This window comes from Flavobacterium cheniae, from assembly GCF_004363695.1.
Lineage (GTDB): Bacteria > Bacteroidota > Bacteroidia > Flavobacteriales > Flavobacteriaceae > Flavobacterium > Flavobacterium cheniae.
The window spans coordinates 112,111-136,362 of record NZ_SNZC01000001.1 but is presented as its reverse complement, the minus strand read 5'-3'; the positions used below and the strand labels follow the sequence as shown (position 1 = coordinate 136,362).

The 24,252-nt window shown below is 32.6% G+C and carries 19 protein-coding genes and 1 pseudogene; 16 read left to right on the top strand and 4 right to left on the bottom strand.

What is annotated here, in order from left to right; translation table 11 throughout:
• Positions 1 to 32 precede the first annotated feature (32 nt).
• Positions 33 to 626, bottom strand: a complete 594-nt coding sequence (locus C8D80_RS00650) for an acyl carrier protein phosphodiesterase (RefSeq protein ID WP_133606317.1) — start codon at positions 624 to 626, stop codon at positions 33 to 35.
• A gap of 102 nt (positions 627 to 728) precedes the next feature.
• Here C8D80_RS00650 and glmM point away from each other — a divergent pair, with 102 nt between their 5' ends.
• Entirely contained in the window at positions 729 to 2,126 is a 1,398-nt protein-coding gene (gene glmM / locus C8D80_RS00645) for a phosphoglucosamine mutase (protein ID WP_133606315.1), read from the top strand.
• 37 nt (positions 2,127 to 2,163) lie between these two features.
• On the opposite strand, the gene C8D80_RS00640 is transcribed toward glmM, so the two are convergent.
• A complete protein-coding gene (locus C8D80_RS00640) occupies positions 2,164 to 2,610 on the bottom strand; it encodes a hypothetical protein (RefSeq protein WP_133606313.1) in 447 nt (148 codons plus the stop codon).
• 110 nt (positions 2,611 to 2,720) lie between these two features.
• On the bottom strand, positions 2,721 to 4,688 hold the full coding sequence (locus tag C8D80_RS00635; RefSeq protein WP_133606311.1) for an endonuclease: 1,968 nt from the start codon (positions 4,686 to 4,688) through the stop codon (positions 2,721 to 2,723).
• 245 nt (positions 4,689 to 4,933) lie between these two features.
• On the opposite strand from C8D80_RS00635, the gene C8D80_RS00630 reads away from it, so the two are divergent.
• The 12 genes from C8D80_RS00630 (at position 4,934) to C8D80_RS00575 (ending at position 20,518) form a co-directional block, all read left to right on the top strand.
• Positions 4,934 to 7,684, top strand: coding sequence for a gluzincin family metallopeptidase (locus C8D80_RS00630; protein WP_242004799.1), 2,751 nt, complete (start codon positions 4,934 to 4,936; stop codon positions 7,682 to 7,684).
• 183 nt (positions 7,685 to 7,867) lie between these two features.
• A complete protein-coding gene (locus tag C8D80_RS00625; protein WP_133606307.1) occupies positions 7,868 to 10,270 on the top strand; it encodes an alpha-ketoacid dehydrogenase subunit alpha/beta in 2,403 nt (800 codons plus the stop codon).
• A gap of 206 nt (positions 10,271 to 10,476) precedes the next feature.
• The gene (locus C8D80_RS00620) at positions 10,477 to 11,877 is read left to right on the top strand and encodes an anthranilate synthase component I family protein (protein WP_133606305.1); all 1,401 of its coding nucleotides are present in this window, start codon (positions 10,477 to 10,479) and stop codon (positions 11,875 to 11,877) included.
• Positions 11,878 to 12,027: 150 nt separating this feature from the next.
• Positions 12,028 to 12,591 carry an anthranilate synthase component II gene (locus tag C8D80_RS00615; protein ID WP_133606303.1) on the top strand — a complete coding sequence of 188 codons (564 nt, stop codon included), beginning with the start codon at positions 12,028 to 12,030 and terminating at the stop codon, positions 12,589 to 12,591.
• Between the two features lie 44 nt (positions 12,592 to 12,635).
• Positions 12,636 to 13,628 carry an anthranilate phosphoribosyltransferase gene (gene trpD, locus C8D80_RS00610; RefSeq protein ID WP_133606301.1) on the top strand — a complete coding sequence of 331 codons (993 nt, stop codon included), beginning with the start codon at positions 12,636 to 12,638 and terminating at the stop codon, positions 13,626 to 13,628.
• A gap of 2 nt (positions 13,629 to 13,630) precedes the next feature.
• A complete protein-coding gene (gene trpC / locus C8D80_RS00605) occupies positions 13,631 to 14,416 on the top strand; it encodes an indole-3-glycerol phosphate synthase TrpC (protein WP_133606299.1) in 786 nt (261 codons plus the stop codon).
• Positions 14,413 to 15,054 carry a phosphoribosylanthranilate isomerase gene (locus tag C8D80_RS00600; protein WP_133606297.1) on the top strand — a complete coding sequence of 214 codons (642 nt, stop codon included), beginning with the start codon at positions 14,413 to 14,415 and terminating at the stop codon, positions 15,052 to 15,054. Before trpC ends, C8D80_RS00600 begins: the two co-directional genes overlap by 4 nt.
• On the top strand, positions 15,038 to 16,231 hold the full coding sequence (trpB, locus tag C8D80_RS00595) for a tryptophan synthase subunit beta (protein WP_133606295.1): 1,194 nt from the start codon (positions 15,038 to 15,040) through the stop codon (positions 16,229 to 16,231). Before C8D80_RS00600 ends, trpB begins: the two co-directional genes overlap by 17 nt.
• Before the next feature lie 165 nt (positions 16,232 to 16,396).
• Positions 16,397 to 17,158 carry a tryptophan synthase subunit alpha gene (gene trpA, locus C8D80_RS00590; RefSeq protein WP_133606293.1) on the top strand — a complete coding sequence of 254 codons (762 nt, stop codon included), beginning with the start codon at positions 16,397 to 16,399 and terminating at the stop codon, positions 17,156 to 17,158.
• An 83-nt stretch (positions 17,159 to 17,241) separates the two neighbouring features.
• Entirely contained in the window at positions 17,242 to 17,799 is a 558-nt protein-coding gene (locus tag C8D80_RS00585) for an NfeD family protein (RefSeq protein ID WP_133606291.1), read from the top strand.
• Between the two features lie 12 nt (positions 17,800 to 17,811).
• Positions 17,812 to 19,332 (top strand): flotillin family protein, encoded by a 1,521-nt coding sequence (locus C8D80_RS00580; RefSeq protein WP_133606289.1) that lies wholly within the window; start codon positions 17,812 to 17,814, stop codon positions 19,330 to 19,332.
• A gap of 163 nt (positions 19,333 to 19,495) precedes the next feature.
• Positions 19,496 to 20,518 carry a M28 family metallopeptidase gene (locus tag C8D80_RS00575; protein WP_133606287.1) on the top strand — a complete coding sequence of 341 codons (1,023 nt, stop codon included), beginning with the start codon at positions 19,496 to 19,498 and terminating at the stop codon, positions 20,516 to 20,518.
• Positions 20,519 to 20,586: 68 nt separating this feature from the next.
• On the opposite strand, the gene glyA is transcribed toward C8D80_RS00575, so the two are convergent.
• Positions 20,587 to 21,861, bottom strand: a complete 1,275-nt coding sequence (gene glyA, locus C8D80_RS00570; protein WP_133606285.1) for a serine hydroxymethyltransferase — start codon at positions 21,859 to 21,861, stop codon at positions 20,587 to 20,589.
• 112 nt (positions 21,862 to 21,973) lie between these two features.
• Here glyA and fahA point away from each other — a divergent pair, with 112 nt between their 5' ends.
• From fahA to C8D80_RS00555, 3 genes and pseudogenes are all read left to right on the top strand, one after another.
• Positions 21,974 to 23,260: a fumarylacetoacetase gene (gene fahA, locus C8D80_RS00565; RefSeq protein ID WP_133606283.1), complete on the top strand. Its 1,287-nt coding sequence runs from the start codon at positions 21,974 to 21,976 to the stop codon at positions 23,258 to 23,260.
• Positions 23,261 to 23,323: 63 nt separating this feature from the next.
• A complete protein-coding gene (locus C8D80_RS00560; protein WP_133606281.1) occupies positions 23,324 to 24,025 on the top strand; it encodes a hypothetical protein in 702 nt (233 codons plus the stop codon).
• Between the two features lie 17 nt (positions 24,026 to 24,042).
• Positions 24,043 to 24,252, top strand: a pseudogene (locus tag C8D80_RS00555) (fumarylacetoacetase); the annotation flags it as partial.

The following is a 24,252-nucleotide window of genomic DNA, read 5'->3' as shown; positions in this document are numbered from 1 at the left end:
CGAAATTAAGCTTTAAAATCAGAAGTTAAAAGCTATAGTTTATTTAGTTCGGTAATTTTCTGTTTACACGAAATTATTAATTCTTCAAAAAAAAGAAAAAACTCCGATTCAAATTCGGTATAAAAATCTTGTAATTCCACAATAGCTTCTTGCATATTGGCTCTGTGCTTGGTTTTGTAATCCATCTGAAAAAGTATCATTTCTAGACCAGCAATAGTAGCATAACTCACAAACCAATTTCTTGCAATCATATACGGCATCATTCCCTTAATTCTCTCAGTTAAAATATCGTAATTATCTTGTAATAATTGATAGAAATTGTCGGCATAATCATCTAATTTTTCATCAGAAAACTTGCTCCAGTTTTTTGCTAAAAAGTGATCATACAAAATATCCATAATCACACCCGAATAATGTCCGTATTTTTCGTGCAAACGATGTTTACTTTGCCTATAAATAGGATGCGAATCGGTAAAACTATCAATGTGGCGGTGCAATAAAATACCTTTTTTAATTTCGGAATCAAACTTTTCGTAATAATTTCCTTTGATACTATCTGCCATGAAATTCCCGATTTTTAGCAAATCGTTAGTTCCTGATAAGTAAATATGTGCGAGATAGTTCATTTTTTTATATGTTCTTTTTGTAAATATATAAAAAAATCTTTGCGTCTTTGCGTCTTTGCGAGCTACATCTTTTATATTTGTATTTCAAAATTAAAAATACACATGACATTAATAAAATCAATATCAGGAATTCGTGGCACAATTGGTGGTGCGGTTGGCGACAATTTAACTCCAGTTGATGCTGTAAAATTTGCATCAGCTTACGGTTCGTTTTTAAAAATAAGACACGCTTCAAAAGGTAACGAAAGATTAAAAGTAGTTATCGGAAGAGATGCACGAATTTCGGGACCAATGATTCACAATTTAGTAATGAATACATTAGTTGGACTAGGAATCGATGTAATTGATTTGGGTTTATCAACCACTCCAACAGTTGAAATTGCTGTTCCATTGGAAAAAGCTGATGGTGGAATTATTTTAACTGCTTCGCACAATCCAAAACAATGGAATGCATTAAAATTATTAAACGAAAAAGGTGAATTTTTAAGTGGAAAAGAAGGCGAATTAATCCTAGAAATTGCCGAGAACGAAGCTTTTGATTTTTCGGATGTAGACAGTCTAGGCGAAGTTATTGAAAACAATGCTTACATGGATATTCACATAGACGAAGTGCTAGAATTACCTTTAGTAGATGCTGATTTGGTAAAAACAAAGAAATTCAAAGTAGTGGTTGATGGTGTGAATTCTTCGGGTGGGATTATTATCCCTAATTTATTGGAACAAATGGGAGTTGAAGTAGTAAAATTATACTGCGAGCCAAATGGGCATTTTCCACACAATCCTGAACCTTTGAAAGAACATTTGGGTGATATTTGTAAATTGGTTGTAGAAGAAAAAGCGGATTTCGGAATTGTTGTTGACCCAGATGTAGATAGATTGGCTTTCATTTCAAATGATGGTGAAATGTTTGGCGAAGAATATACTTTAGTAGCTGTTGCTGATTATGTTTTATCAAAAACTCCAGGAAATACCGTTTCTAATATGTCATCTTCTCGTGCTTTGCGTGATATTACAGAAAAACATGGCGGAACCTACCAAGCTAGTGCTGTAGGAGAAGTAAACGTGGTGGAATTGATGAAGAAAACCAACGCAATTATTGGTGGCGAAGGAAATGGTGGTATCATTTATCCAACATCGCACTACGGAAGAGATAGTATGGTTGGAGTAGCTTTGTTTTTAACGTATTTAGCGAATCAAGATAAAACGGTTGCCGAAATTAGAGCTTCGTATCCACAATATTTCATGAGTAAAAACAAGATTGAGCTAACACCTCAAATTGATGTAGACAATGTTTTAGCAACGTTAACCGAAAAATACAAATCGGAAAATATCACAACAATAGACGGAGTGAAAATCGATTTCCCTACAGAATGGGTACATTTGAGAAAATCAAACACTGAACCCATTATTAGAATATATACAGAAGCACCGACACAATCAGAAGCTGATATTTTAGCAGAACGATTTGTTAAGGAACTGAAAGAAATAGCAGGAATTTAAAAAGAAAAAGGTCAGATTTTAAATCTGACCTTTTTTATTATTTATTACCATTGCCTTTTCCGTGACCTTTTCCTGGGTGGCCTTTTCCTTTGTTCTTTACAACTACTGTTTTCTTATGAACAACTACTTTTTGTTTATGTCCTTTGTATTTTGTCTTGTGAGAATAGTTATAACGTTGCGGTGCATCTCCATAAAAATCTAATTCTACCTGAGAACTTCTTCCTAAGTTAATTCCAACAAATATTGAAGGAACTCTGGTACTTATCGACCATTTTCCATTGCTGAAATAAATGTAATTACTTCTTTGAATGTCGTAATACATATTTTGTTCAGGAAAGTAAATATGTCTTGTTTTAGCTCTATAACCATGAGCAGGAGCCCAAGGTGGAGGTCCTTGCGAAAAAACATCTGCTGGCATTACCAACATAAAAACTAAAATTAATACCCCAAAAAGCGTTGCTAATCTGTTCTGAATCGTTTTCATAATCTTTAATTTTAATAATTATAATTTATATAGAGCAATAATACTGCCAAAGAATAATTTCAGCAATCATTTTAACGTGTTATAACACCTTTAAAAAAAGAAAAGTGTTTTTATTTAACAATTATTTTTTTAGTTGTGGATTGAGAACCATTAGTGACTTTTACTAAATACATTCCGACATGTAAATCCAAATTAATCTGTATTTCATTATCAAAATCTTGGCTTTTCACTAATTGCCCTGTAATGGTATAAATTTCTACTTTTGAACTTCCTTCTAAACCAGAAACAATCAAGTATTCAGAAGCTGGATTTGGATAAACTGCTACCCTATTTTCAATAGGATTCTGAGTTGATAAAGTTGAAAACCATTGTTGACCAAAATTAGCTCCAAAAATGTAGTCTGCTAAATTAGGATAATCTATAAACGGATTACGATTCATTTGCCAAGTGTAGATGTAATTATTACGATTCATTTCAAAATCGTCTCTTGGATCCGTTGTATTCCAAGTTAGTAAAGTTGCTAAATCTCCTATTTGGCCAACAATTGCATCAGAAGGATTACCATTAACTAAATTTAACCCATTATATCTAACTGCCATATAAAATAATGCTCTTGAAACATCACCATTCCAACTACCTTGACTTCCAATTGGACCGTTGTAATCTGAACCATAATCTCTATTACTTCGAGTAGAATTCTCAGCACCATCTTCTGCTCTCAAATGATGAGCATCTGCATGTCCTGACAAGATATCATCAGCATTTGTAGGCAACCAAACTCCAATTCCATCAGCTGTAGAAGAAGTTCCACCTGAAAATCCACCTCTAGATTGTGGAAAAATATGTTCTCTATTCCAAACTCCAATATTACTAGAACCTGTTTGATAATCTAAAATTGGTTTTGGACTTTCAACATACATCTGCCATACTTGATTTGAATTTAATGGGTTTTTATCCGCTTCCTTAAGAATAAACTCAATGTCACCATAGTTGTGAGCACGAACAACAGCTGGATTGGCAATAATATCTTGAACCGCTTGCTTTAAAGCATTACCTGATAAACCCTCTAATGAATCGTAATATCCAGCTGGAATAGTTGGTGTTACCAATCCATAAGTTGGACTTAAAGGAGTTCCGTAAGATTGAACTATAAAATCGTTATCGTAAACTCTTACTGTAATGTTATTATTATTTAAAACATAACCTAAAGACAACGGTTGAACATTAATTAACATTTCTTCATCTCCTTCATCAACACTATCATCCGTTAAAATAACATTTGTTTGAGCTGAGCTTTGACCTACTGGAATTGTAACAAATAAATTTCCCGAATAATCGCTATTGTTAAAATCACCATTATTAAGGGTGAAATTTATACTTAGGTTTGCAGTAGTAACTGGTTGACTTGTTGTGAAAACAACATTAAAGTTGTTTCCTTCATTATAACTTGTTTGAGAAGTTGAAACAGAAACATAGTTTAAAACAATTCCAGTTCCGTCATTATTAACTCCAGGAGTTGGTACTTTCACCTCATAAGTACCATCATTTTTCCTTTGAACAGATTTTGAAATAGAACTTGTTGTTTCAATATCAGCTGTACTAACTGTCAAATTCAAAATTGACATTAAATTAGAAGGAGTTGTACTGTTACTATTTGAATATGCTACAGCGTCAATCAAATTTGTCAAAGTAGCTAAAGTACCGGTCGAGGTTGTGTAAGGAAAATCAGAATCATTTCCTAAATATAAAGCCACAACATCAGGTCCGTTTTGAATTTTATTATTAGGAATAATTCCAACTGGAGCTGGAGTAACTGCTACATTTCCAAAATGAATAATTCCGTTTATATCTGTTACAAATCCATCTAAATCAAAAGTATAATAACTTGATGAATTTGAATCGTTAAAAAAAACTAAAACATAACCATCTAACGGAAAATTAGGTGTACTCGATTTTAATTCTACAAATTCATAGACATCATTTCCTGGATTATCAGCATCTATCTCATTTATAACAACTTGAGAATAGGTAAACATTCCTAAAAAAAGGAATAAATAGGTAAGTAATTTTTGAGGCATAAAAACTAATTTTATCAAAAATACGAATATATAATTGAAAGTAACTTTATTTTATACCAATACTTGCTAATTTTAATTCTTTTTTAAGGCTATTGTACGAGTATTTTTATATTTTGCATTTATTTAAAGCAACTTTTTACTTTATTTGTCATCTAACTGAAACCAATTCATTCAATTTGAAATTTTTAATCAAAATAGTATTTTTAATATTTCCGCTTCTTATTTTTTCTCAGCATTCTTCAAAAATGTCTGTTAGAATTAATACAGAAGAAAAAACGCTATTGATTCATCAAGTTTTGACATTTAATAATACAAGCAACGATACGCTAAAACATATTATTTTAAATGATTGGAATAATGCCTTTTCATCAAAATCGTCTGCATTAGCAAAAAAATATTCCGATGAATTTGTGAGAGCATTTCATTTGGCTAGTGAAAAAGAAAGAGGTTTCACTTCAATTAAGACAGTTGTAGATGCTAATTATCAATCTGTAAATTGGAAAAGACCAAACGAAAAAGTAGATTTGGTTAAACTGGAATTAAACCAACCTATTTTACCTTTATCGAAACAAACTTTTACCTTAGTTTATGAAGTAAAAATTCCAGATGCTAAGTTTACGCGATATGGTTATGACAACAATGGTAGAATTACCTTAAAAAATTGGTATTTGAATCCTTCTCGATACGAACATAAACAATTTGTTCAACAGAGTAATGAAAATCTTGACGATATACCAAATACTTCTTCTGATTTTGAAATCGAATTTGAACTTCCTTCTAAATATAATTTATCGAGTAATTTATTAGTAATCAATTCTTTTGAACTTGAAAAAACTAAAAAAATACTTTTAAAGGCAAAAAATAAGAGTGAAGTAATTATTACCATTCAACCTTCAAACACGTATCAAACTTATAAAAACGAAATCATTGAAGTAAGCTGTGGAATTGAAGATAACAGAGTTAGCGATATAGACAAAGCTATTATTTTTGATAAAGTAAGTCGTTTTACTGCATCAAAATTAGGTTTACCTCTTACTTCTAAAATCTTAATCTCTCAAGAAGATTATGCACGTCAGCCATTTTATGGATTAAACCAGTTACCCAGTTTTTTGAGTCCGTTTTCTAATGAACTAATGTTCGAATTAAAGTTTTTAAAAACCTATTTAAACAATTATCTAAAAGAAAATTTAAATCTAAATCAAAGACGTGATTATTGGATTTATGACGGAATTCAAATGTTCATCATGATGCAATATGCAGATGAGTATTTTCCAGAATTGAAAATGACTGGTAATGTGGCTAATTTAAAAATATTAAAATCTTACCATTTTATCAATCTCGATTTTAACCAACAATACAACTATTTGTATATGTTAATGGCTCGTAAAAACTTAGATCAAGCTTTAAACGAACCTAAAAATCGTTTGATAAAATTCAACGAGCAAATTGCAAGTAAATATAGAGCTGGTTTGAGTTTAAAATATTTAGACAGCTATTTAGGAAACGAGATTGTACATAATACTATTAAAGAATTTATTCAAGAAAATCAATTTCTTGGAACCAATTCACGTCAGTTTGAAACCATTTTAATCAAAAATAGCCCAAAAGATATCGATTGGTTTTTCAGAACCGTAATAGAAACCCGCGATTTAATTGATTATAAATTTGGAAAAGTAACCAAAACAGAAGATTCACTTTCTGTAAATATCATTAACAAAACCAATACTAATGTTCCTATTTCATTATATCAATTAAAAGATGATCAAGTAGTTAACAAAATTTGGTTGACTAATATCAAAACCGATTCTACTATAGTGATTCCAAGAATGGGTGCCGATAAATTAACACTCAATTACAATAACGAAGTTCCAGAATACAATTTGAGAAACAATTGGAAATCATTAAAAGGCTTTTTCTTCAACAATCGTCCGTTTAAATTTGTCTTTTTTAAAGATTTAGAAGAACCCTATTACAATCAAATTTTCTTTGTACCAGAAGTAGAATTTAATATTTATGATGGTATTGCCTTGGGAATGCGAATCAATAATAAATCGATTTTAAACAAACCTTTTACCTTTAGTGTTACACCAATGTATTCAAGCAACACAGGAACTCTTGTAGGTAAATTTTCTGCTTTTGTAGATGATAACATTCGCGAAAAAGGTAAATTATACAACATTCGATATTTAGTAACTGGTAGTCGCTTCCATTACACAAAAGATGCCTTCTATAGCTATTTTATACCTGTTATACAATTTAGATTTCGTGATGAAAATCTCAGAACTAACAAAAATGAATTCATCCAGTTAAGACAAGTTTATGTAAACAGAGAAAAATCAGAATTTGTTACAGATTCAAATACAGAGAATTACAATATTTTTAATGCTAAATACGGTAATTATCAATCAGAAGCCACAAAACATTTCTCTCTGTTAAACGATTTACAAATTTCAAATTCATTTGGAAAAGTTTCTACAGAAATTCATTACCGAAAATTGTTTGAAAACAATCGTCAAATCAGTTTTAGATTTTTCGCTGGAGCATTCATGTACAGAAGTACAAATTCCGAATTTTTTAGTTTTGGATTAGACAGACCAAACGATTATATGTTCGATTATAATTTGTTAGGTAGAAGTGAAACTACTGGAATTTATAGTCAACAATATGTTTATGCAGAAGGCGGATTTAAATCTAAATTAGATACAAGATTTGCTAATCAATGGATGACCACTATTAATGGAACATTCAACATTTGGAATTGGATTCAAATTTATGGCGATGCCGGAATGTTTAAAAATCAATATTCAAGCGCAAAATTCGCATACGATTCAGGCTTACATTTAAATTTAGTTCCTGATTATTTTGAACTTTTCTTACCTGTTTATTCTTCAAATGGATTTGAACTAAATTCTAATAATTATGGCGAAAAAATTCGTTTTGTAGTCACTTTAAGTCCAAAAACATTAATTTCTCTCTTTACTAGAAAATGGTTTTAATAGCTTTTTATCTTTTTATTTGATAATTCAATAATTAAAAAGCATTTTTAGATGAATTCATTGCGTTTTTCAAATTAAAACTATTGATAATTTAATAATAATTAAAAAAATATTATTCCCCCTATTGTTTTATTACTGGTTTTAATTAAATTTGTTGAATTATCAATTTCGTACAAACGGCTTATGAAAACAGCAACAACATCGGAAGTAGTTTCTTTTGAAGATTTCAAAAAAGAAGTGATTAACGATTATAAAATCGCCCGAATCAGTAGAGAATGTAGTCTTCTTGGAAGAAAGGAAGTACTTACAGGGAAAGCGAAATTTGGAATTTTTGGCGATGGTAAAGAGGTGCCTCAATTGGCATTAGCGAAAGCATTTCAAAATGGAGATTTCCGTTCTGGATACTATCGCGACCAAACTTTTATGATGGCAATTGGTGCTATGAATATCGAGCAATTCTTCGCTGGATTGTATGGCCATACCGATATTAATTTTGATCCAATGAGTGCTGGTCGTCAAATGGGCGGTCACTTCGCAACGCATTCATTAGACGAAAACGGAAATTGGAAAAACTTAACCCAACAAAAAAATTCGAGTTCTGATATCTCTCCTACTGCTGGGCAAATGCCTCGTTTATTAGGATTGGCTCAGGCTTCAAAAATATATAGAAATGTTTCAGGTATTAACCAAACGAACTTCTCCGAAAACGGAAACGAAGTAGCTTGGGGAACTATCGGAAATGCTTCAACTTCTGAAGGTTTATTCTTCGAAACGATTAATGCTGCTGGTGTTTTACAAGTACCAATGGTAATGAGCGTTTGGGATGACGAATATGGAATTTCAGTTCACGCTCGTCATCAAACAACAAAAGAAAACATCTCAGAAATCTTAAAAGGTTTCCAACGTGATGAAGAAAATAACGGTTACGAAATCTTACGTGTTAAAGGTTGGGATTACCCAGCTTTAGTAGAAACATACCAAAAAGCATCACAAATTGCACGTGAAGAACACGTTCCTGTTTTAGTTCACGTACAAGAATTGACACAACCGCAAGGTCACTCAACTTCTGGAAGTCATGAGCGTTACAAAAATGCAGAACGTTTGGCTTGGGAAGCTGAATTTGACTGTGTAGCTAAAATGAAAACTTGGTTAATCGAAAACAATATAGCTACTTCAGAAGAATTAGAAGAAATTGATAATCAAGCTAAAAAAGACGTTTTAGAAGGTAAAAAAGCAGCTTGGACTAACTTTACTGCACCAACAAAAGCAGAACAACAAGAATTAGTTGGTTTATTAAATACAATCGCTTCACAAAGTGAAAACAAAGTATTTATCGAGAAAATTGCCAACGATGTTGCTACGATAAAAGAACCTATTCGTAAAGATATTTTAGTTGCAGCTCGTAAAGTGTTGCGAATGATCATCAAAGAAAATACTCGTGCTACTTTAGCTACTTGGATTGAAAATTATACGGAGAAAATCCAACCAAAATTCAGTTCGCACTTATTTTCTCAATCGGATAAAACCGTTTTAAAATCAAAAGAAGTAGTTCCAACCTATGATGCAACTGCTGAAGACGTAGATGCGCGTTTGGTGTTAAGAGATAACTTTGATGCTATCTTCTCAAAATATCCAGAAACATTGATTTTTGGTGAAGATTCAGGAAACATTGGTGACGTAAACCAAGGTTTGGAAGGCATGCAAGAAAAATATGGAGAATTACGCGTTGCCGATGTGGGAATTCGTGAAGCTACTATTTTAGGTCAAGGAATCGGAATGGCAATGAGAGGATTACGTCCAATTGCTGAAATACAATATTTAGATTATTTATTGTACGCTATTCAAATCATGAGTGATGATTTAGCAACGTTACAATACAGAACAGCGGGTCGCCAAAAAGCACCGTTAATAATTAGAACTCGTGGTCACCGTTTAGAAGGTGTTTGGCATTCAGGTTCTCCAATGGGAATGATTATCAATGCAATCAGAGGAATTCACGTTTTAGTTCCAAGAAACATGACCAAAGCAGCTGGTTTTTATAACACTTTATTAGAAACAGACGAACCTGCATTGGTTGTAGAATGTTTGAACGGATACCGTTTGAAAGAAAAAATGCCAACGAATTTAGGCGAATTCAAAACACCTATCGGAGTGGTTGAAACTATTAAACAAGGAACTGATATTACGTTAGTTTCTTACGGTTCAACATTACGTTTGGTAGAACAAGCAGCAAACGAATTAGAATCGGTTGGAATTAGCGCTGAAATTATTGATATTCAATCGTTATTACCTTTCGATATTAATCATGATATTGTGAAATCGGTAGCGAAAACAAATCGTTTATTAGTAATTGACGAAGACGTTCCTGGTGGAGCAAGTGCATACATTTTACAAGAAATTGTAGAAAATCAAAAAGCTTACCAGTATTTAGATAGCGCACCGCAAACATTGGCTTCAAAAGCACACAGACCTGCTTATGGAACCGATGGAGATTACTTCTCAAAACCTTCAACAGAGGACATTTTTGAGAAAGTGTATACGATTATGAATGAGGCAAATCCAACAAAATATCCAAATTTGTATTAAAAAATTTGTTTATTCGAAAATTAATTAGAAATATTTGCAACATACAATTAAGAAAATGATTTCAATTTTAAACAATACTTGGTGGTGGTCTAACTTACGTCGAACTTCGTGAGCGAAACCTGCTATAGTATAATTTAAAACCAAATACATAGAAAAGGCTTGTCAATCACGACAAGCCTTTTTTTATTGCCAAAAATTTAAATCAAATGAGAAAATACAAGTTACATACCAATTACAAACAAATTCTAGCCGACACTATTACGCCAGTGAGTGTTTATTTGAAAATTCGCGATAAATTTCCGAATAGCATCTTGCTAGAAAGTTCTGATTATCATGCGAATGACAACAGTTTTTCATATATCTGTTTCAATCCGATAGCTTCTATTAAGGTAGAAAATCAAAAAATTGAAACGAATTTTCCTGATGGATTTTCAGAAATTATTCCAATTGATACTGATCTAAACGTGGCTAAAGAAATCGAAAATTTCTCTAATCAATTTGAAACAGAAAAGTCAGATTTTAAATTCATTACGCAAGGATTATTTGGTTATTTAGCTTATGATGCGATTCAATATTTTGAAAAAGTTTCGATTGCAAAAAAATCAATAGAAAACGAAATTCCCGAAATCTTTTACGCTGTTTATCAAAACATTATTGCTATTAATCATTTCAAAAACGAAGCGTATTTATTTTGTCATAGTTTTGATGGAAGCAATAATATCGCTGAAATTGAACAATTATTACAATCGAAAAAGTTTGCTTCCTTTTCGTTTCAAAAATCAGGAAACGGAACTTCAAACTTAACCGATGATGAATTCAAAAACTACGTTTCGTTAGCCAAAAAACATTGCTTACGTGGAGATGTATTTCAATTGGTATTATCTCGAAGATTTTCACAAGATTTCAAAGGGGATGAATTCAATGTGTATCGCGCTTTACGAAGTATAAATCCTTCACCCTATTTGTTCTTTTTCGATTATGGAAATTTCAAAATATTCGGCTCATCACCCGAAGCGCAATTGGTAATCAAAAATAATTTCGCCGAAATTCATCCTATTGCAGGAACATTCAAACGTACCGGAAACGACGAACAAGATGCCGAATTAGCTAAAAAATTAGGCGAAGATTCTAAAGAAAACAGCGAACATGTCATGTTGGTCGATTTAGCAAGAAACGATTTAAGCCGAAGTTGTAATGAAGTAAAAGTAGATAAATACAAGGAAGTCCAGTTTTTCTCCCACGTGATTCATTTGGTTTCGAAAGTATCAGGAAAATTAAAAGAAAACCATACTTTTATGGAATTAGTAGCCAAAACATTCCCAGCCGGAACATTAACCGGAGCACCAAAAATAAAAGCCATGCAATTAATAGAAAACATTGAGAAAACCAACAGAAGTTTTTATGGTGGTGCTATCGGAGTTTTAGATTTTGAAGGCAATTTCAATCACGCAATTATGATTCGTTCCTTTTTGAGTAAAAATCACACCTTACACTTTCAAGCTGGAGCCGGAATTGTAGAAAGTTCATCAGAAGAAAACGAAATGCAAGAAGTGTACAACAAGTTAGGCGCTTTGCAAAAAGCTTTAGATTTAGCAGAAAACATATAAGCAAATACAATAACAAGATCAAGAACAAATTGTCAAGTCGAGCGAAGTCGATACTTTTTAGATTTATAAAATTTCTTAAATCTGTGTTCCGAAAAAACAACTTGAATTTTGAATTTGAATTTGCTCTAGAAATTGAAAAAAATTAAAGAAATGAAAATAGCAGTTATAGACAATTACGATAGTTTTACATACAATTTAGTCCACTATTTAGAGGATTTGAATGCGAATGTAACCGTTTTCAGAAACGATGAATTTGAATTGAATGAATTAGAAAAGTTCGATAAAATTCTACTTTCGCCAGGACCAGGAATTCCTGATGAAGCGGGTTTGTTGAAAGAGGTAATCAAAAAATATGCTACTACTAAAAGTATTTTCGGAGTTTGCTTAGGATTACAAGCTATAGGAGAAGTTTTCGGCGGCACTTTAACCAACTTAGAAAAAGTCTATCATGGTGTAGCTACAAAAGTCACAAAAACCGAAGACGACTTCATTTTTAATAATTTACCAAACGAATTTGAAGTTGGGCGCTACCATTCTTGGGTAGTTTCAAATGAAAACCTTCCGGCTGAATTAATCGTAACTTCTACTGATAAAAATGGTCAAATTATGTCGATGAAACACGCACATTTTGATATTCGTGGTGTTCAATATCATCCTGAAAGTGTTTTAACACCTTACGGAAAAAAAATCTTAGAAAATTGGCTTTTGAATTAGTTGTCAATATTCAGTAATAAGTGTTCAGTAAATAAAAAATCCAAATGAAAAATATATTAAATCGATTAATTCAACACGAAATCTTAACTAAAGAAGAAGCTAAAGACGTTTTGGTCAATATTTCTTCTGGAAGTTATAATCCAAGTCAAATTGCGGCTTTTATGACCGTTTACATGATGCGAAGTATAACCATTGAAGAATTAGCAGGTTTCCGTGAAGCTTTGCTAGAATTGTGCATTCCAGTTGATTTTTCAGCTTATAACACGATTGATTTGTGTGGAACTGGAGGCGATGGAAAAGATACGTTCAATATTTCCACTTTAGCTTCTTTCATTGTAGCTGGAGCTGGAATTAAAGTTGCGAAACACGGAAATTATGGCGTTTCCTCTATTTCGGGATCGAGTAATGTGATGGAAAAAATGGGTGTGAAATTTACTAACGATTCCTATTTTCTAACTAAATCGATCGAAGAAACAAATATTGCTATTTTGCACGCACCACTATTCCACCCGGCTATGAAAAATGTAGGTCCTATTCGAAAAGAATTAGGCGTAAAAACGTTTTTTAATATGTTGGGGCCTATGGTAAATCCATCGTTTCCAAAAAATCAAATGGTTGGTGTTTTTAGTTTAGAATTGGCTCGAATGTATGCCTATTTGTACCAAAATACTGAAACCAACTACTCTATTTTACATGGATTAAGCGGCTTTGACGAAGTTTCATTGACTGATGAAGTAAAAATTATATCCAATACATCTGAACAAATTTTAAAACCATCGGATTTCAAACTACCTGAATGTCAACTAGCAACCATCAAAGGCGGAGCAACCGTTGATGAATCAGCTAAAATTTTCTACGACGTCATTTCTGGAAAAGGAACAACAGCTCAAAACAATGTAGTTTGTGCTAATGCAGCCATCGCCATTCAAACTGTTGAAAAATCGAATTATGATGAAGCTTTAGCAAAAGCGCAAGAAAGCTTAGTTAGCGGAAAAGCATTAGAAAAAATGAAAAAATTAATCGAAATAAGTAACTAATCATGAACATTTTAGATAAAATAATCATCGATAAAAAACGTGAAGTCGAACTAAAGAAAAGCATCATTCCCGTTTCGCAATTAGAAGCTTCTGTTTTATTCAATTCTCGAACCTATTCAATGAGTAAGTTATTAAAAAACAGCTTTTCAGGAATTATTGCGGAGCATAAACGTCGTTCGCCTTCAAAAGCCATTATTAATAACAATCATTCAGTAGAAGATGTAGTTTTAGGATACCAAAATGCGGGAGTTTGCGGAATTTCGGTTTTGACAGATGCTAAATATTTTGGTGGAAGTTTGGATGATTTGTTATTAGCAAAAGCTTCAGTAAATATTCCATTATTACGAAAAGAATTCATTGTAGATGAATATCAAATTTTAGAAGCCAAAGCTTACGGAGCCGATGTAATCCTATTAATTGCAGCGGTTTTAACTCGAAAAGAAATCAAACAACTTTCAGAATTTGCGCATAGTTTAGGTTTAGAAGTATTGTTAGAAGTACATAATTTAGAAGAATTAGAAACAGCCATAATGCCAAGTTTAGATATGATTGGTGTTAACAATCGTAATTTAAAATCCTTTGAAGTGAGTTTAGATTATAGTAAAGAATTAGCTTCTAAAATTCCAGACGAATTTGTAAAAGTTTCAGAAAGTGGCATTAGTTCAATTGAAGCAGTCAAAGAATTGCAAAAATATAGTTATCAAGGCTTTTTAATGGGTGAACATTTCATGAAAACAGAAAATCCTGGTTCGGAAGCTCAAAGATTCATTCAAAAATTAGTGATATGAAAAACGTAAAACTAAAAATTTGCGGTATGAAATATCCTGAAAACATTAAGGAGATTTCAACTCTAAATCCTGATTATTTAGGTTTTATTTTCTGGAAAAAATCAAGTCGAAATATGAATTTGGAAACAATTCCTGAAATTCCTAATTCTATTAAAAAAGTTGGGGTTTTTGTAAATGCATCCATACAAGATATTATTTCAAAAGTAAATCAATATCAATTAGAAATAGTGCAATTACATGGAAATGAATCTGTTAACTATTGTAGAAACGTCAAGAAATTGGGAGTTGAAGTAATTAAAGTGTTTTCGATTGGAGATAAATTCGACTTTACAACTATTAAAGAATATGTACTATTTGTTGATTATTTCCTTTTTGACACCAAAGGAAAGTTACCTGGTGGAAACGGCATTACTTTCGACTGGAAAATAGTAGAAAATTATCCCTACGAAAAACCCTTTTTCTTGAGTGGTGGCATAGGAAAAACTGAAGTGGATGCTATAAAAGATTTCTTCAAAACCGATGCAGCAAAAAAATGTATTGCCATAGATGTCAATAGTCGATTTGAAACAAAACCAGCATACAAAAGTGAAATAAAACTAAGAAAATTTAAAAAATTGCTTTATGAAAACGAAATATAATGTTGATGAAAACGGATTTTATGGCCAATTTGGAGGAGCTTTCATTCCTGAAATGTTATACCCAAATGTGGAAGAATTAAAAGAAAACTACTTAAAAATAATGGCTGAACCTTCTTTTCAAGAAGAGTTTAACGACTTATTACAACAATTTGTAGGTCGTCCAACGCCATTATATTTTGCCAAACGGTTATCCGAAAAATACAACACCAAAATCTACTTGAAGCGAGAAGATTTGTGTCACACAGGAGCACACAAAATCAATAATACAATCGGACAAATTTTAGTCGCCAAGCGTTTAGGGAAAAACCGAATCATTGCTGAAACTGGCGCAGGTCAACACGGTGTAGCAACAGCAACGGTTTGTGCTTTAATGGGATTAGAATGTATCGTATATATGGGGGAAGTCGATATCAAAAGACAAGCGCCAAATGTAGCTCGAATGAAAATGTTGGGAGCAGAAGTTCGACCAGCAACTTCTGGTTCGAAAACTTTGAAAGATGCTACTAATGAAGCCATTCGTGATTGGATTAACAATCCGATTGATACATTTTATATCATTGGTTCTGTGGTTGGACCTCATCCTTATCCCGATATGGTGGCACGTTTTCAAAGTGTGATTTCTAAAGAAATTAAATCCCAACTTCTAACACAAGAAGGCAAAGAAAACCCAGATTACGTAATTGCTTGTGTAGGTGGCGGAAGCAATGCTGCTGGAGCTTTTTACGAATTTTTAGATAAAGAATCAGTAAAATTAATTGCTGTTGAAGCGGCTGGACATGGCGTTGATTCTGGTGAAAGTGCTGCGACTTCTGTTTTGGGTAAAATCGGAATTATTCACGGAAGTAAAACCTTATTAATGCAAACCGAAGACGGACAAATCAAAGAGCCCTACTCTATTTCAGCAGGATTGGATTACCCTGGTGTAGGACCACTTCATGCACATTTACACGATACCAAAAGAGCGGAATTTATCGCTATAACTGATTCCGAAGCCATGCAATCAGGATTAGAAATCTCAAAAACAGAAGGCATTATTCCTGCAATTGAAACGGCTCATGCTTTTTCAGTTTTGGATAAAAAACAGTTCCAACCTAATGATATTGTGATTATTAACCTATCCGGAAGAGGTGATAAAGATTTGAATACTTATATTGATTATTTTAAATTTAGTGAATAATAATTAGTGAATAGTAATTAGTGAAAAGTGATTAGCTAAAAACTTACATGAACTTTTAGAAACTTTATAAAAAATTAGCATATCAACTTATATGACTTATATGTTTAATAAAATCATTGCGCACTTTGCGAAAAACTTTGCGTCTTTGCGTTAAAACCAAAAATCATGAACAGAATCAACCAAAAATTACAAGAAGATAAAAAACTGCTTTCCATATATTTCACTGCAGCATTTCCAAAAATAAATGACACTGTTTCCATCATTCAAGAATTGGAAAAAAACGGTGTTGATATGATTGAAATTGGTTTACCTTTTTCTGACCCATTAGCAGATGGACCTACCATTCAAGAAAGTTCTACTATTGCTATTGAAAACGGAATGACGACATCGCTCCTATTTGAACAATTAAAGGACATACGAGAATCGGTTCAAATTCCTTTAATCATAATGGGATATTTCAATCCGATGATGCAATTTGGAATGGAGAAATTTTGTCAAAAATGTGCTGAAGTTGGAATTGATGGATTAATAATACCCGATTTACCTTTATTCGTTTACGAAACCGAGTACAAAGCTATTTTCGAAAAATATAATTTAAAAAACATCTTTTTGATTTCGCCACAAACTTCAGTTGAACGTATCCAACAAATTGATGCTATTTCTGATAGTTTTATCTATATGGTGAGTTCGGCTGCAGTTACGGGAAGTCAATCAGGATTTGGTTCAGAACAAATGGACTATTTCAAACGAATATCAGATTTAAAACTGAAAAATCCCCAAATTGTTGGTTTTGGAATTAAAGATGAAGAAACATTTCAACAAGCTACACAATATCAAAAAGGAGCGATTATTGGAAGTGCTTTTATTAAATTTTTAAAAGAAAATCCGATTTCTGAAATTTTTAAATTTGTCAATAAAATCAAATAACTTTAGGAAAGTTCATAGTATTTTTTTGTAAATTGTAACTTTTTGTAAAAGTAATCGTATAATTACAAAACTAACTGACAACTATGAACTTTCTTGAACATTATGAGCCACTACTCAAGGCTTTTTGGTACATTGCGTTACCTGTGAGTATCTTTTTTTTATTGCAAACCATTTCCACTTTCATTGGATTAAGTGGTTCGGAAACCGATGCCGATACACATGATGGTGATGGAGATATGCCTTTTGAATTATTTACATTGCGCAACTTAATCAACTTTTTGTTAGGATTTAGTTGGACCGGAATTTCGTTTTATCAATCTGTTGAAAACAAAACGATTTTGATTGGAATTTCAGTTTTAGTAGGATTGCTTTTTGTGGGTGTTTTCTTCTTCTTAATCAAACAAATTTTAAAACTTTCGGAAGATAATAGCTTTAAAATCGAAAACACCATCAATAAAACAGCTGAAGTTTACTTAACAATTCCTGAAGCTAAAACAGGAAAAGGCAAAATTCAAATCAGTGTTAATGGTTCGTTTCATGAATTGGATGCCATTACCAATTCATCTGAAAAATTAACTTCAGGAAGCGCTGTAAAAGTTGTAGCTGTGGAGCACAATTTAGTTATCGTAGAAAAAATCTAATCCTTTATTTATATGACACAAATTATCATTATTGTTGTAGCCGCTTTTGTGCTATTCGTTACTTTCGTGACTTTGATTTCACGATACAAAAGATGTCCTTCAGACAAAATTTTAGTTATTTATGGAAAAACTGGTGGTACATCTGCAAAGTGTGTTCACGGTGGTGGGGCTTTTATTTGGCCAGTAATTCAGGATTATTCATTTTTAGATTTAAAACCAATTTCTATTGAAGCTAATTTAACCAATGCGCTTTCAAGACAAAATATTCGTGTAGATGTTCCGTGTCGCTTTACCATTGCAATTTCAACGGAAACAGACAGTATGAATACAGCTGCTGAACGTTTATTAGGTTTGGCACCTGAGCAAATTCAGGAATTGGCGAAAGATATTTTATTCGGACAATTACGTTTGGTTATCGCAACGATGACGATTGAAGAAATCAACTCGGATAGAGATAAATTCTTAGATAACATTTCTAAAAACGTAGATTCTGAATTAAAGAAAATTGGTTTAAAATTAATCAACGTTAACGTTACCGATATCAAGGACGAATCAGGCTACATCGAAGCTTTAGGAAAAGAAGCTGCAGCAAAAGCGATTAACGAAGCTAAAATTTCGGTTGCTGAACAAGAGAAAATTGGAGAAACTGGAAAAGCAATGGCAGATCGTGAAAAAGACGTTCAAATTGCGGAAACTCACAGAGATCGTGATGTTAAAATTGCGATTACCAATAAAGATAGAGAAGTAAGTATTGCGGCTGCTTTTAAAGATGAAAGCATCGGAAAAGCAGAAGCACAAAGAGATACTCGTGTTGCTACTTCTGAAGCTAATGCGATTGCGGTTCAAGGAGAAAATGAGGCTAAAATCGCTATTGCACAATCAGAAGCAGCTAGACGTGAAAAAGAAGCAGAAGCTTTACGTATTGCGTTAGCATCTGAAAAAGTTCAAAGTGCAAAAGCTTTAGAAGAATCTTATTTGGCAGAACAAAAAGCAGAATCTGCTCGTGCTGATAGAGAACGTGCTACTCAAAATGCGAATATTGTAATTCCAGCAGAAATTGCAAAACAAAAGGCAATCATTGATGCACAAGCAGAAGCGGAAAAAACAAGAGAATTAGCAAAAGGGGAAGCAGATGCAATCTTCGCAAAAATGGAAGCAGAAGCAAAAGGTTTATATGAAATTTTAACTAAACAAGCGGAAGGTTATAAAGAAGTAGTTAGCGCTGCTGGTGGTGACCCAACAAAAGCGTTCCAATTGTTATTAATTGAGAAATTACCTGAATTAGTTAAAACTCAGGTTGAAGCAGTTAAAAACATCAAAATTGACAAAATCACTGTTTGGGATTCTGGAAATAATACAGATGGAAACGGCTCAACAGCGAATTTCGTTTCTGGAATGATGAAAACGGTTCCGCCTTTAAATGACTTATTCAATATGGCTGGTTTAAATTTACCAACGTATTTAAAAGGTGAAGATATGCCAAAAGATACTTCAAATTCAACTGAAATTACACCAACTGAAGAAGTGAAATAATTTTATTACGAATAAATTTTAAATCCCAAATCCATATTATTGAATTTGGGATTTTTTATTTCATAAAATGTTAAAATTATGAATTGATTGTAATAAAAAATTAACTTTAGCTACTAACCTTTTATATTTGTTCTGAAACATTAAAAAATACCAAACTAAAACTATGAAAAAAATATTGTTTTCAAGTGCTGTTCTAACTTTGTTACTAACAAGTTGTTCCTCTGCACAAAAGACACAAACGCCAGCAGATGCAGGTACTTATATTACTACAATTAAAGCTGAAGAACTAAGCAAGCATCTATATATAGTTGCTGGTGATGAAATGCAAGGCAGAAATACTGGAGAACCTGGACAAAAAAAAGCAGGTGAGTATTTGATTAGCGAATACAAAAAAATGGGAATCAGTTTTCCTCCAGGAGCAACTGATTTTTATCAAAAAGTGCCTTCTGAATTCATGAAAAGAGGATTTGCTCCAAAATTGAATGATTCTGAAAACATTTGGGCATTTATTAAAGGCTCCGAAAAACCAGATGAAATTTTAGTCATTTCCGCTCATTACGACCACGTTGGAATGAAAAATGGTGAAATATATAATGGAGCTGATGATGACGGTTCTGGTACTGTGGCTTTATTAGAAATTGCTCAAGCATTCAAAGAAGCTCAGAAAAAAGGACATGGACCAAAACGTTCTATCTTATTTTTACACGTAACTGGTGAAGAACATGGTTTACATGGTTCAAGATATTATTCAGAAAATCCCTTATTCCCATTAGCAAATACGGTTGCTGATATCAATATTGATATGATTGGAAGAAGAGATACGCTTCACCCAGCTACTAATAATTATATTTATGTAATTGGTTCAGATAGATTGAGTAGTGAATTACATACAATTAACGAAGAAGTAAATGCAAAATACACAAAATTAGATTTTGATTATAAATACAACGATAGAAACGATCCTGAAAGAATTTACTACCGTTCTGACCACTACAACTTTGCTAAAAAAGGAATTCCTTCAATTTTCTTCTTTAACGGAATCCACGCAGATTATCACTTACCAAGTGATACTCCAGATAAAATTGAATACGATGCTTTAGCAAAACGCGCACAATTAGCCTTTGCTTTAGCTTGGGAATTAGCCAATCGACCTGAAAGAATAAAAGTAGACAGAGACGGAAAATAAATCCGAACTTTATAAAAACAAAAACTCCTGATAATTAGTCAGGAGTTTTTTTATTGGATAATGTTTGATTAAAATACAAACATTGCTCTTTCGCTCATTAAATCATTTACTTCTTCCGCTACTTGTTCTAAAACCGCTTCGTCAGTATGATTCATTAATACTTTGTCGATTAAAGCTACAACCGTTTCCATATCTTCTTCCACTAAACCACGTGTTGTGATGGCTGGAGTTCCCACACGAATACCAGAAGTAACAAATGGTGATTTATCATCAAATGGCACCATGTTTTTATTTACTGTAATTTCAGCTTTTACCAATGCATTTTCCGCATCTTTACCTGAAATCCCTTTGTTTCTTAAATCAATTAACATCATGTGATTATCAGTACCACCTGAAATTAATTTGTAACCTCTCTTATTGAACGCTTCTGCCATTGCTTGTGCATTTTTCTTCACTTGCATAGCATAACGGAAAAACTCATCAGTTAAACATTCTCCAAAAGCAACTGCTTTAGCTGCAATAATATGCATCAAAGGTCCACCTTGATTACCAGGGAAAACTGACATGTCTAAAACGTGAGACATCATTCTGATATCCCCTTTTGGAGTAGTTAGTCCCCATGGGTTTTCGAAATCTTTCCCCATCATTATCATTCCTCCTCTAGGACCTCTTAAAGTCTTATGAGTTGTTGTTGTTATAATATGACAATGAGGAACTGGATCATTCAATAATCCTTTAGCAATTAATCCTGCAGGATGTGATATATCCGCTAATAATAAAGCACCAACGCTATCCGCAATTTCTCTGAAACGTTTAAAATCCATATCACGAGAATAGGCCGAAGCTCCAGCAATAATCATTTTTGGTTTGTTTGCTGTTGCAATTTCTTGAATTTTATCATAATTCAATACTCCTGTCTCCTCTTCTACTCCATAAAACACAGGATTGTATAATTTTCCAGAAAAATTAACTGGAGAACCATGTGTTAAGTGACCTCCGTGAGATAAATCAAATCCTAAAATAGTATCACCTGGTTTCAAACAAGCAGCAAAAACAGCTGTATTCGCCTGTGAACCTGAGTGAGGTTGTACGTTTACATATTCCGCACCAAACAAAGCTTTTGCTCTGTCAATTGCAATTTGTTCTACAATATCTACTACTTCACATCCTCCGTAATATCTTTTACCAGGATATCCTTCAGCATATTTGTTGGTTAAACATGAACCTGCAGCTTCCATTACTTGGTCGCTTACAAAGTTTTCAGAAGCAATTAATTCAATTCCGTGAATTTGTCTGTCTTGTTCATCAAGAATTAGGTCAAAAATTTGTTCGTCGCGTTGCATTGCAATAAATATTCGTTAAAATTAGGTCAAAATTACAAAAAAGGTTTGTTACATTGCTAGATAATTTTATATTTGATTCATAATTTTTCAACAACAAACTAACAATACAAATATGCCAAATATAGCAAACGACCCAACTAGAAAATCTTGGATTAATGTGCCCGAAAATTGTGATTTTCCTATTCAAAATATTCCATTTGGAGTTTTTATTACAAAAGAGGATGTAATTACCATTGGAACAAGGATTGGAAATTGCGCTATTGATATGGGTGCTTTACAACAATTAGGTTATTTTGAAGGTATTGAACTTACAGATGATATGTTCATGCAAGATACTTTAAACGATTTTATTTCTGACGGAAAAAAAACCTGGCGTTTGGTAAGAAATCGCTTAGCAGAACTTTTTGATGAAAATAATCCAACTCTTAGAGACAACAAAGAGCATAGAGAAGTTGTTATCTTTAAAGTAGAAGATATCGAAATGCTTTTACCTGTCCAAATTGGTGATTATACTGATTTTTACAGTTCAAAAGAACACGCTACCAACGTAGGAAAAATGTTCCGTGATCCAGAAAATGCTTTGTTACCAAACTGGTTACACATTCCTGTAGGTTATCATGGAAGAAGTTCTACGATTGTTCCATCAGGTATTCCTGTTCACAGACCTTACGGACAAACGTTACCAAACGGAGAGACTACTCCTGTTTTTGGTCCTTCGAGATTAGTGGATTTTGAATTAGAAACTGCTTTTATTACTACTGATGCCAATTTAATGGGAGAACCAATTCCTGTTGAAGAAGCAGAAGAACACATCTTCGGAATGGTTTTATTTAACGATTGGAGTGCGCGTGATATTCAAAAATGGGAATATGTGCCACTTGGACCATTCTTAGCAAAAAACTTTGCTTCATCAATTTCACCTTGGATTGTAACTATGGATGCTTTAGAACCATTTAGAGTAAAAGGTCCTGAGCAATCACCAGAACCATTACCTTACTTACAACAAAAAGGCGCAAAAGCATTTGATATTAATTTAGAAGTTGCGATTCAGCCCGAAAATGAAGTAGAAACTGTAGTTTCACGTTCCAACTTCAAATACATGTATTGGTCAATGGCGCAACAATTAGCGCACCATACCATTAATGGTTGTAGAGTAAACTCTGGCGATATGATGGGAAGTGGAACTATTTCTGGACCAACAGAAGATTCTTTCGGTTCGATGTTAGAATTGAGTTGGGGCGGACAAAAACCTTTAAAAATGAACGATGGTTCCGAGCGTAAATTCATCAACGACAACGATACTGTAATTATCAGAGGATATTGTCAAAAAGACAATCTTAGAATTGGTTTTGGAGAAGTTTCAAGTAAATTGTTACCAGCAGTGGAATTAAAATTTTAAATTTAAAATTTTAAGGCATAGTTTTTGCTTTTTTTTGAAAGACTATTCTTAAATTTTTAAATTATGAAAAAACTTTTCTTTCTTAGCTTGTTAGCTTTTTTATCATTTGGTGTAACTAAAGGTGAATTGAAATTTGATAATTACGACGTATTCCAACAAAAACATAAATTTGAAGAAATTTATGTTTTTGTTAAATTAACAGGTAATGCAAATGAAAGTATCAAAAAAAGTGTTCTTGAAAATTTAATGAATACAAAATCTAAAACAAAAAACGTGAAGTTCGCTTTTTCTGAAAAGGATATTATTAATTCAAATTATACTTTAGAAATTAATTTAGATAGTGTAACAATTAGTCCAGAAAAAATTGACACAAAAGAACATGTATATAATAGTGCTATAAGAGAAGAACAAAGCACTTTGATAAGTCGAATTGAAAGCTATGAACAAAATTATGTATACACAGGTCAAATTCAAGGAAGAATAACAGTTTTCAGTAAATCCAAGTCCTCTCAAATAATTGCAACTGTAAAACTTTTAAAAAATGACATTCTAGTAAAAACAGATGTTGTAAAGGGGGAATATTATTTTTTTCACAATTACGTTAAAAAAGAAGGTAATTTTCCTCATGAATTTGAACAACGATATCCATATTCTTCAAAAGACAAGAATTTTATAAATGATAACGAAATGATTGAAAAAACAATAAAAGATTTAAATAAAAAATTAAAAAAAAGTATCAAGTCAATTAATTTTAATTTAGTATAATAAGTTTCAAGAAAATAATGTTGGGAAGTGGAACAATCTCTGGACCAACAGAAGATTCTTTCGGTTCAATGTTAGAATTGAGCTGGGGCGGACAAAAAACATTAAAAATGAACAATGGTTCCGAGCGTAAATTCATCAACGACAACGATACTGTAATTATCAGAGGATATTGTCAAAAAGACAATCTTAGAATTGGTTTTGGAGAAGTTTCAAGTAAATTGTTACCC

What these genes read in the sequence shown, in the direction of transcription:
- C8D80_RS00650 (WP_133606317.1), bottom strand. Translation starts at nt 626, where the DNA reads ATGAACTATCTCGCACATATTTACTTATCAGGAACTAACGATTTGCTA.
- trpA (WP_133606293.1), top strand. Translation starts at nt 16,397, where the DNA reads ATGAACAGAATCAACCAAAAATTACAAGAAGATAAAAAACTGCTTTCC.
- C8D80_RS00580 (WP_133606289.1), top strand. Translation starts at nt 17,812, where the DNA reads ATGACACAAATTATCATTATTGTTGTAGCCGCTTTTGTGCTATTCGTT.
- C8D80_RS00615 (WP_133606303.1), top strand. Translation starts at nt 12,028, where the DNA reads ATGAAAATAGCAGTTATAGACAATTACGATAGTTTTACATACAATTTA.
- C8D80_RS00600 (WP_133606297.1), top strand. Translation starts at nt 14,413, where the DNA reads ATGAAAAACGTAAAACTAAAAATTTGCGGTATGAAATATCCTGAAAAC.
- C8D80_RS00585 (WP_133606291.1), top strand. Translation starts at nt 17,242, where the DNA reads ATGAACTTTCTTGAACATTATGAGCCACTACTCAAGGCTTTTTGGTAC.
- glyA (WP_133606285.1), bottom strand. Translation starts at nt 21,861, where the DNA reads ATGCAACGCGACGAACAAATTTTTGACCTAATTCTTGATGAACAAGAC.
- trpD (WP_133606301.1), top strand. Translation starts at nt 12,636, where the DNA reads ATGAAAAATATATTAAATCGATTAATTCAACACGAAATCTTAACTAAA.
- trpC (WP_133606299.1), top strand. Translation starts at nt 13,631, where the DNA reads ATGAACATTTTAGATAAAATAATCATCGATAAAAAACGTGAAGTCGAA.
- trpB (WP_133606295.1), top strand. Translation starts at nt 15,038, where the DNA reads ATGAAAACGAAATATAATGTTGATGAAAACGGATTTTATGGCCAATTT.
- C8D80_RS00630 (WP_242004799.1), top strand. Translation starts at nt 4,934, where the DNA reads ATGTCTGTTAGAATTAATACAGAAGAAAAAACGCTATTGATTCATCAA.
- fahA (WP_133606283.1), top strand. Translation starts at nt 21,974, where the DNA reads ATGCCAAATATAGCAAACGACCCAACTAGAAAATCTTGGATTAATGTG.
- C8D80_RS00640 (WP_133606313.1), bottom strand. Translation starts at nt 2,610, where the DNA reads ATGAAAACGATTCAGAACAGATTAGCAACGCTTTTTGGGGTATTAATT.
- C8D80_RS00560 (WP_133606281.1), top strand. Translation starts at nt 23,324, where the DNA reads ATGAAAAAACTTTTCTTTCTTAGCTTGTTAGCTTTTTTATCATTTGGT.
- C8D80_RS00625 (WP_133606307.1), top strand. Translation starts at nt 7,868, where the DNA reads ATGAAAACAGCAACAACATCGGAAGTAGTTTCTTTTGAAGATTTCAAA.
- C8D80_RS00620 (WP_133606305.1), top strand. Translation starts at nt 10,477, where the DNA reads ATGAGAAAATACAAGTTACATACCAATTACAAACAAATTCTAGCCGAC.
- C8D80_RS00635 (WP_133606311.1), bottom strand. Translation starts at nt 4,688, where the DNA reads ATGCCTCAAAAATTACTTACCTATTTATTCCTTTTTTTAGGAATGTTT.
- C8D80_RS00575 (WP_133606287.1), top strand. Translation starts at nt 19,496, where the DNA reads ATGAAAAAAATATTGTTTTCAAGTGCTGTTCTAACTTTGTTACTAACA.
- glmM (WP_133606315.1), top strand. Translation starts at nt 729, where the DNA reads ATGACATTAATAAAATCAATATCAGGAATTCGTGGCACAATTGGTGGT.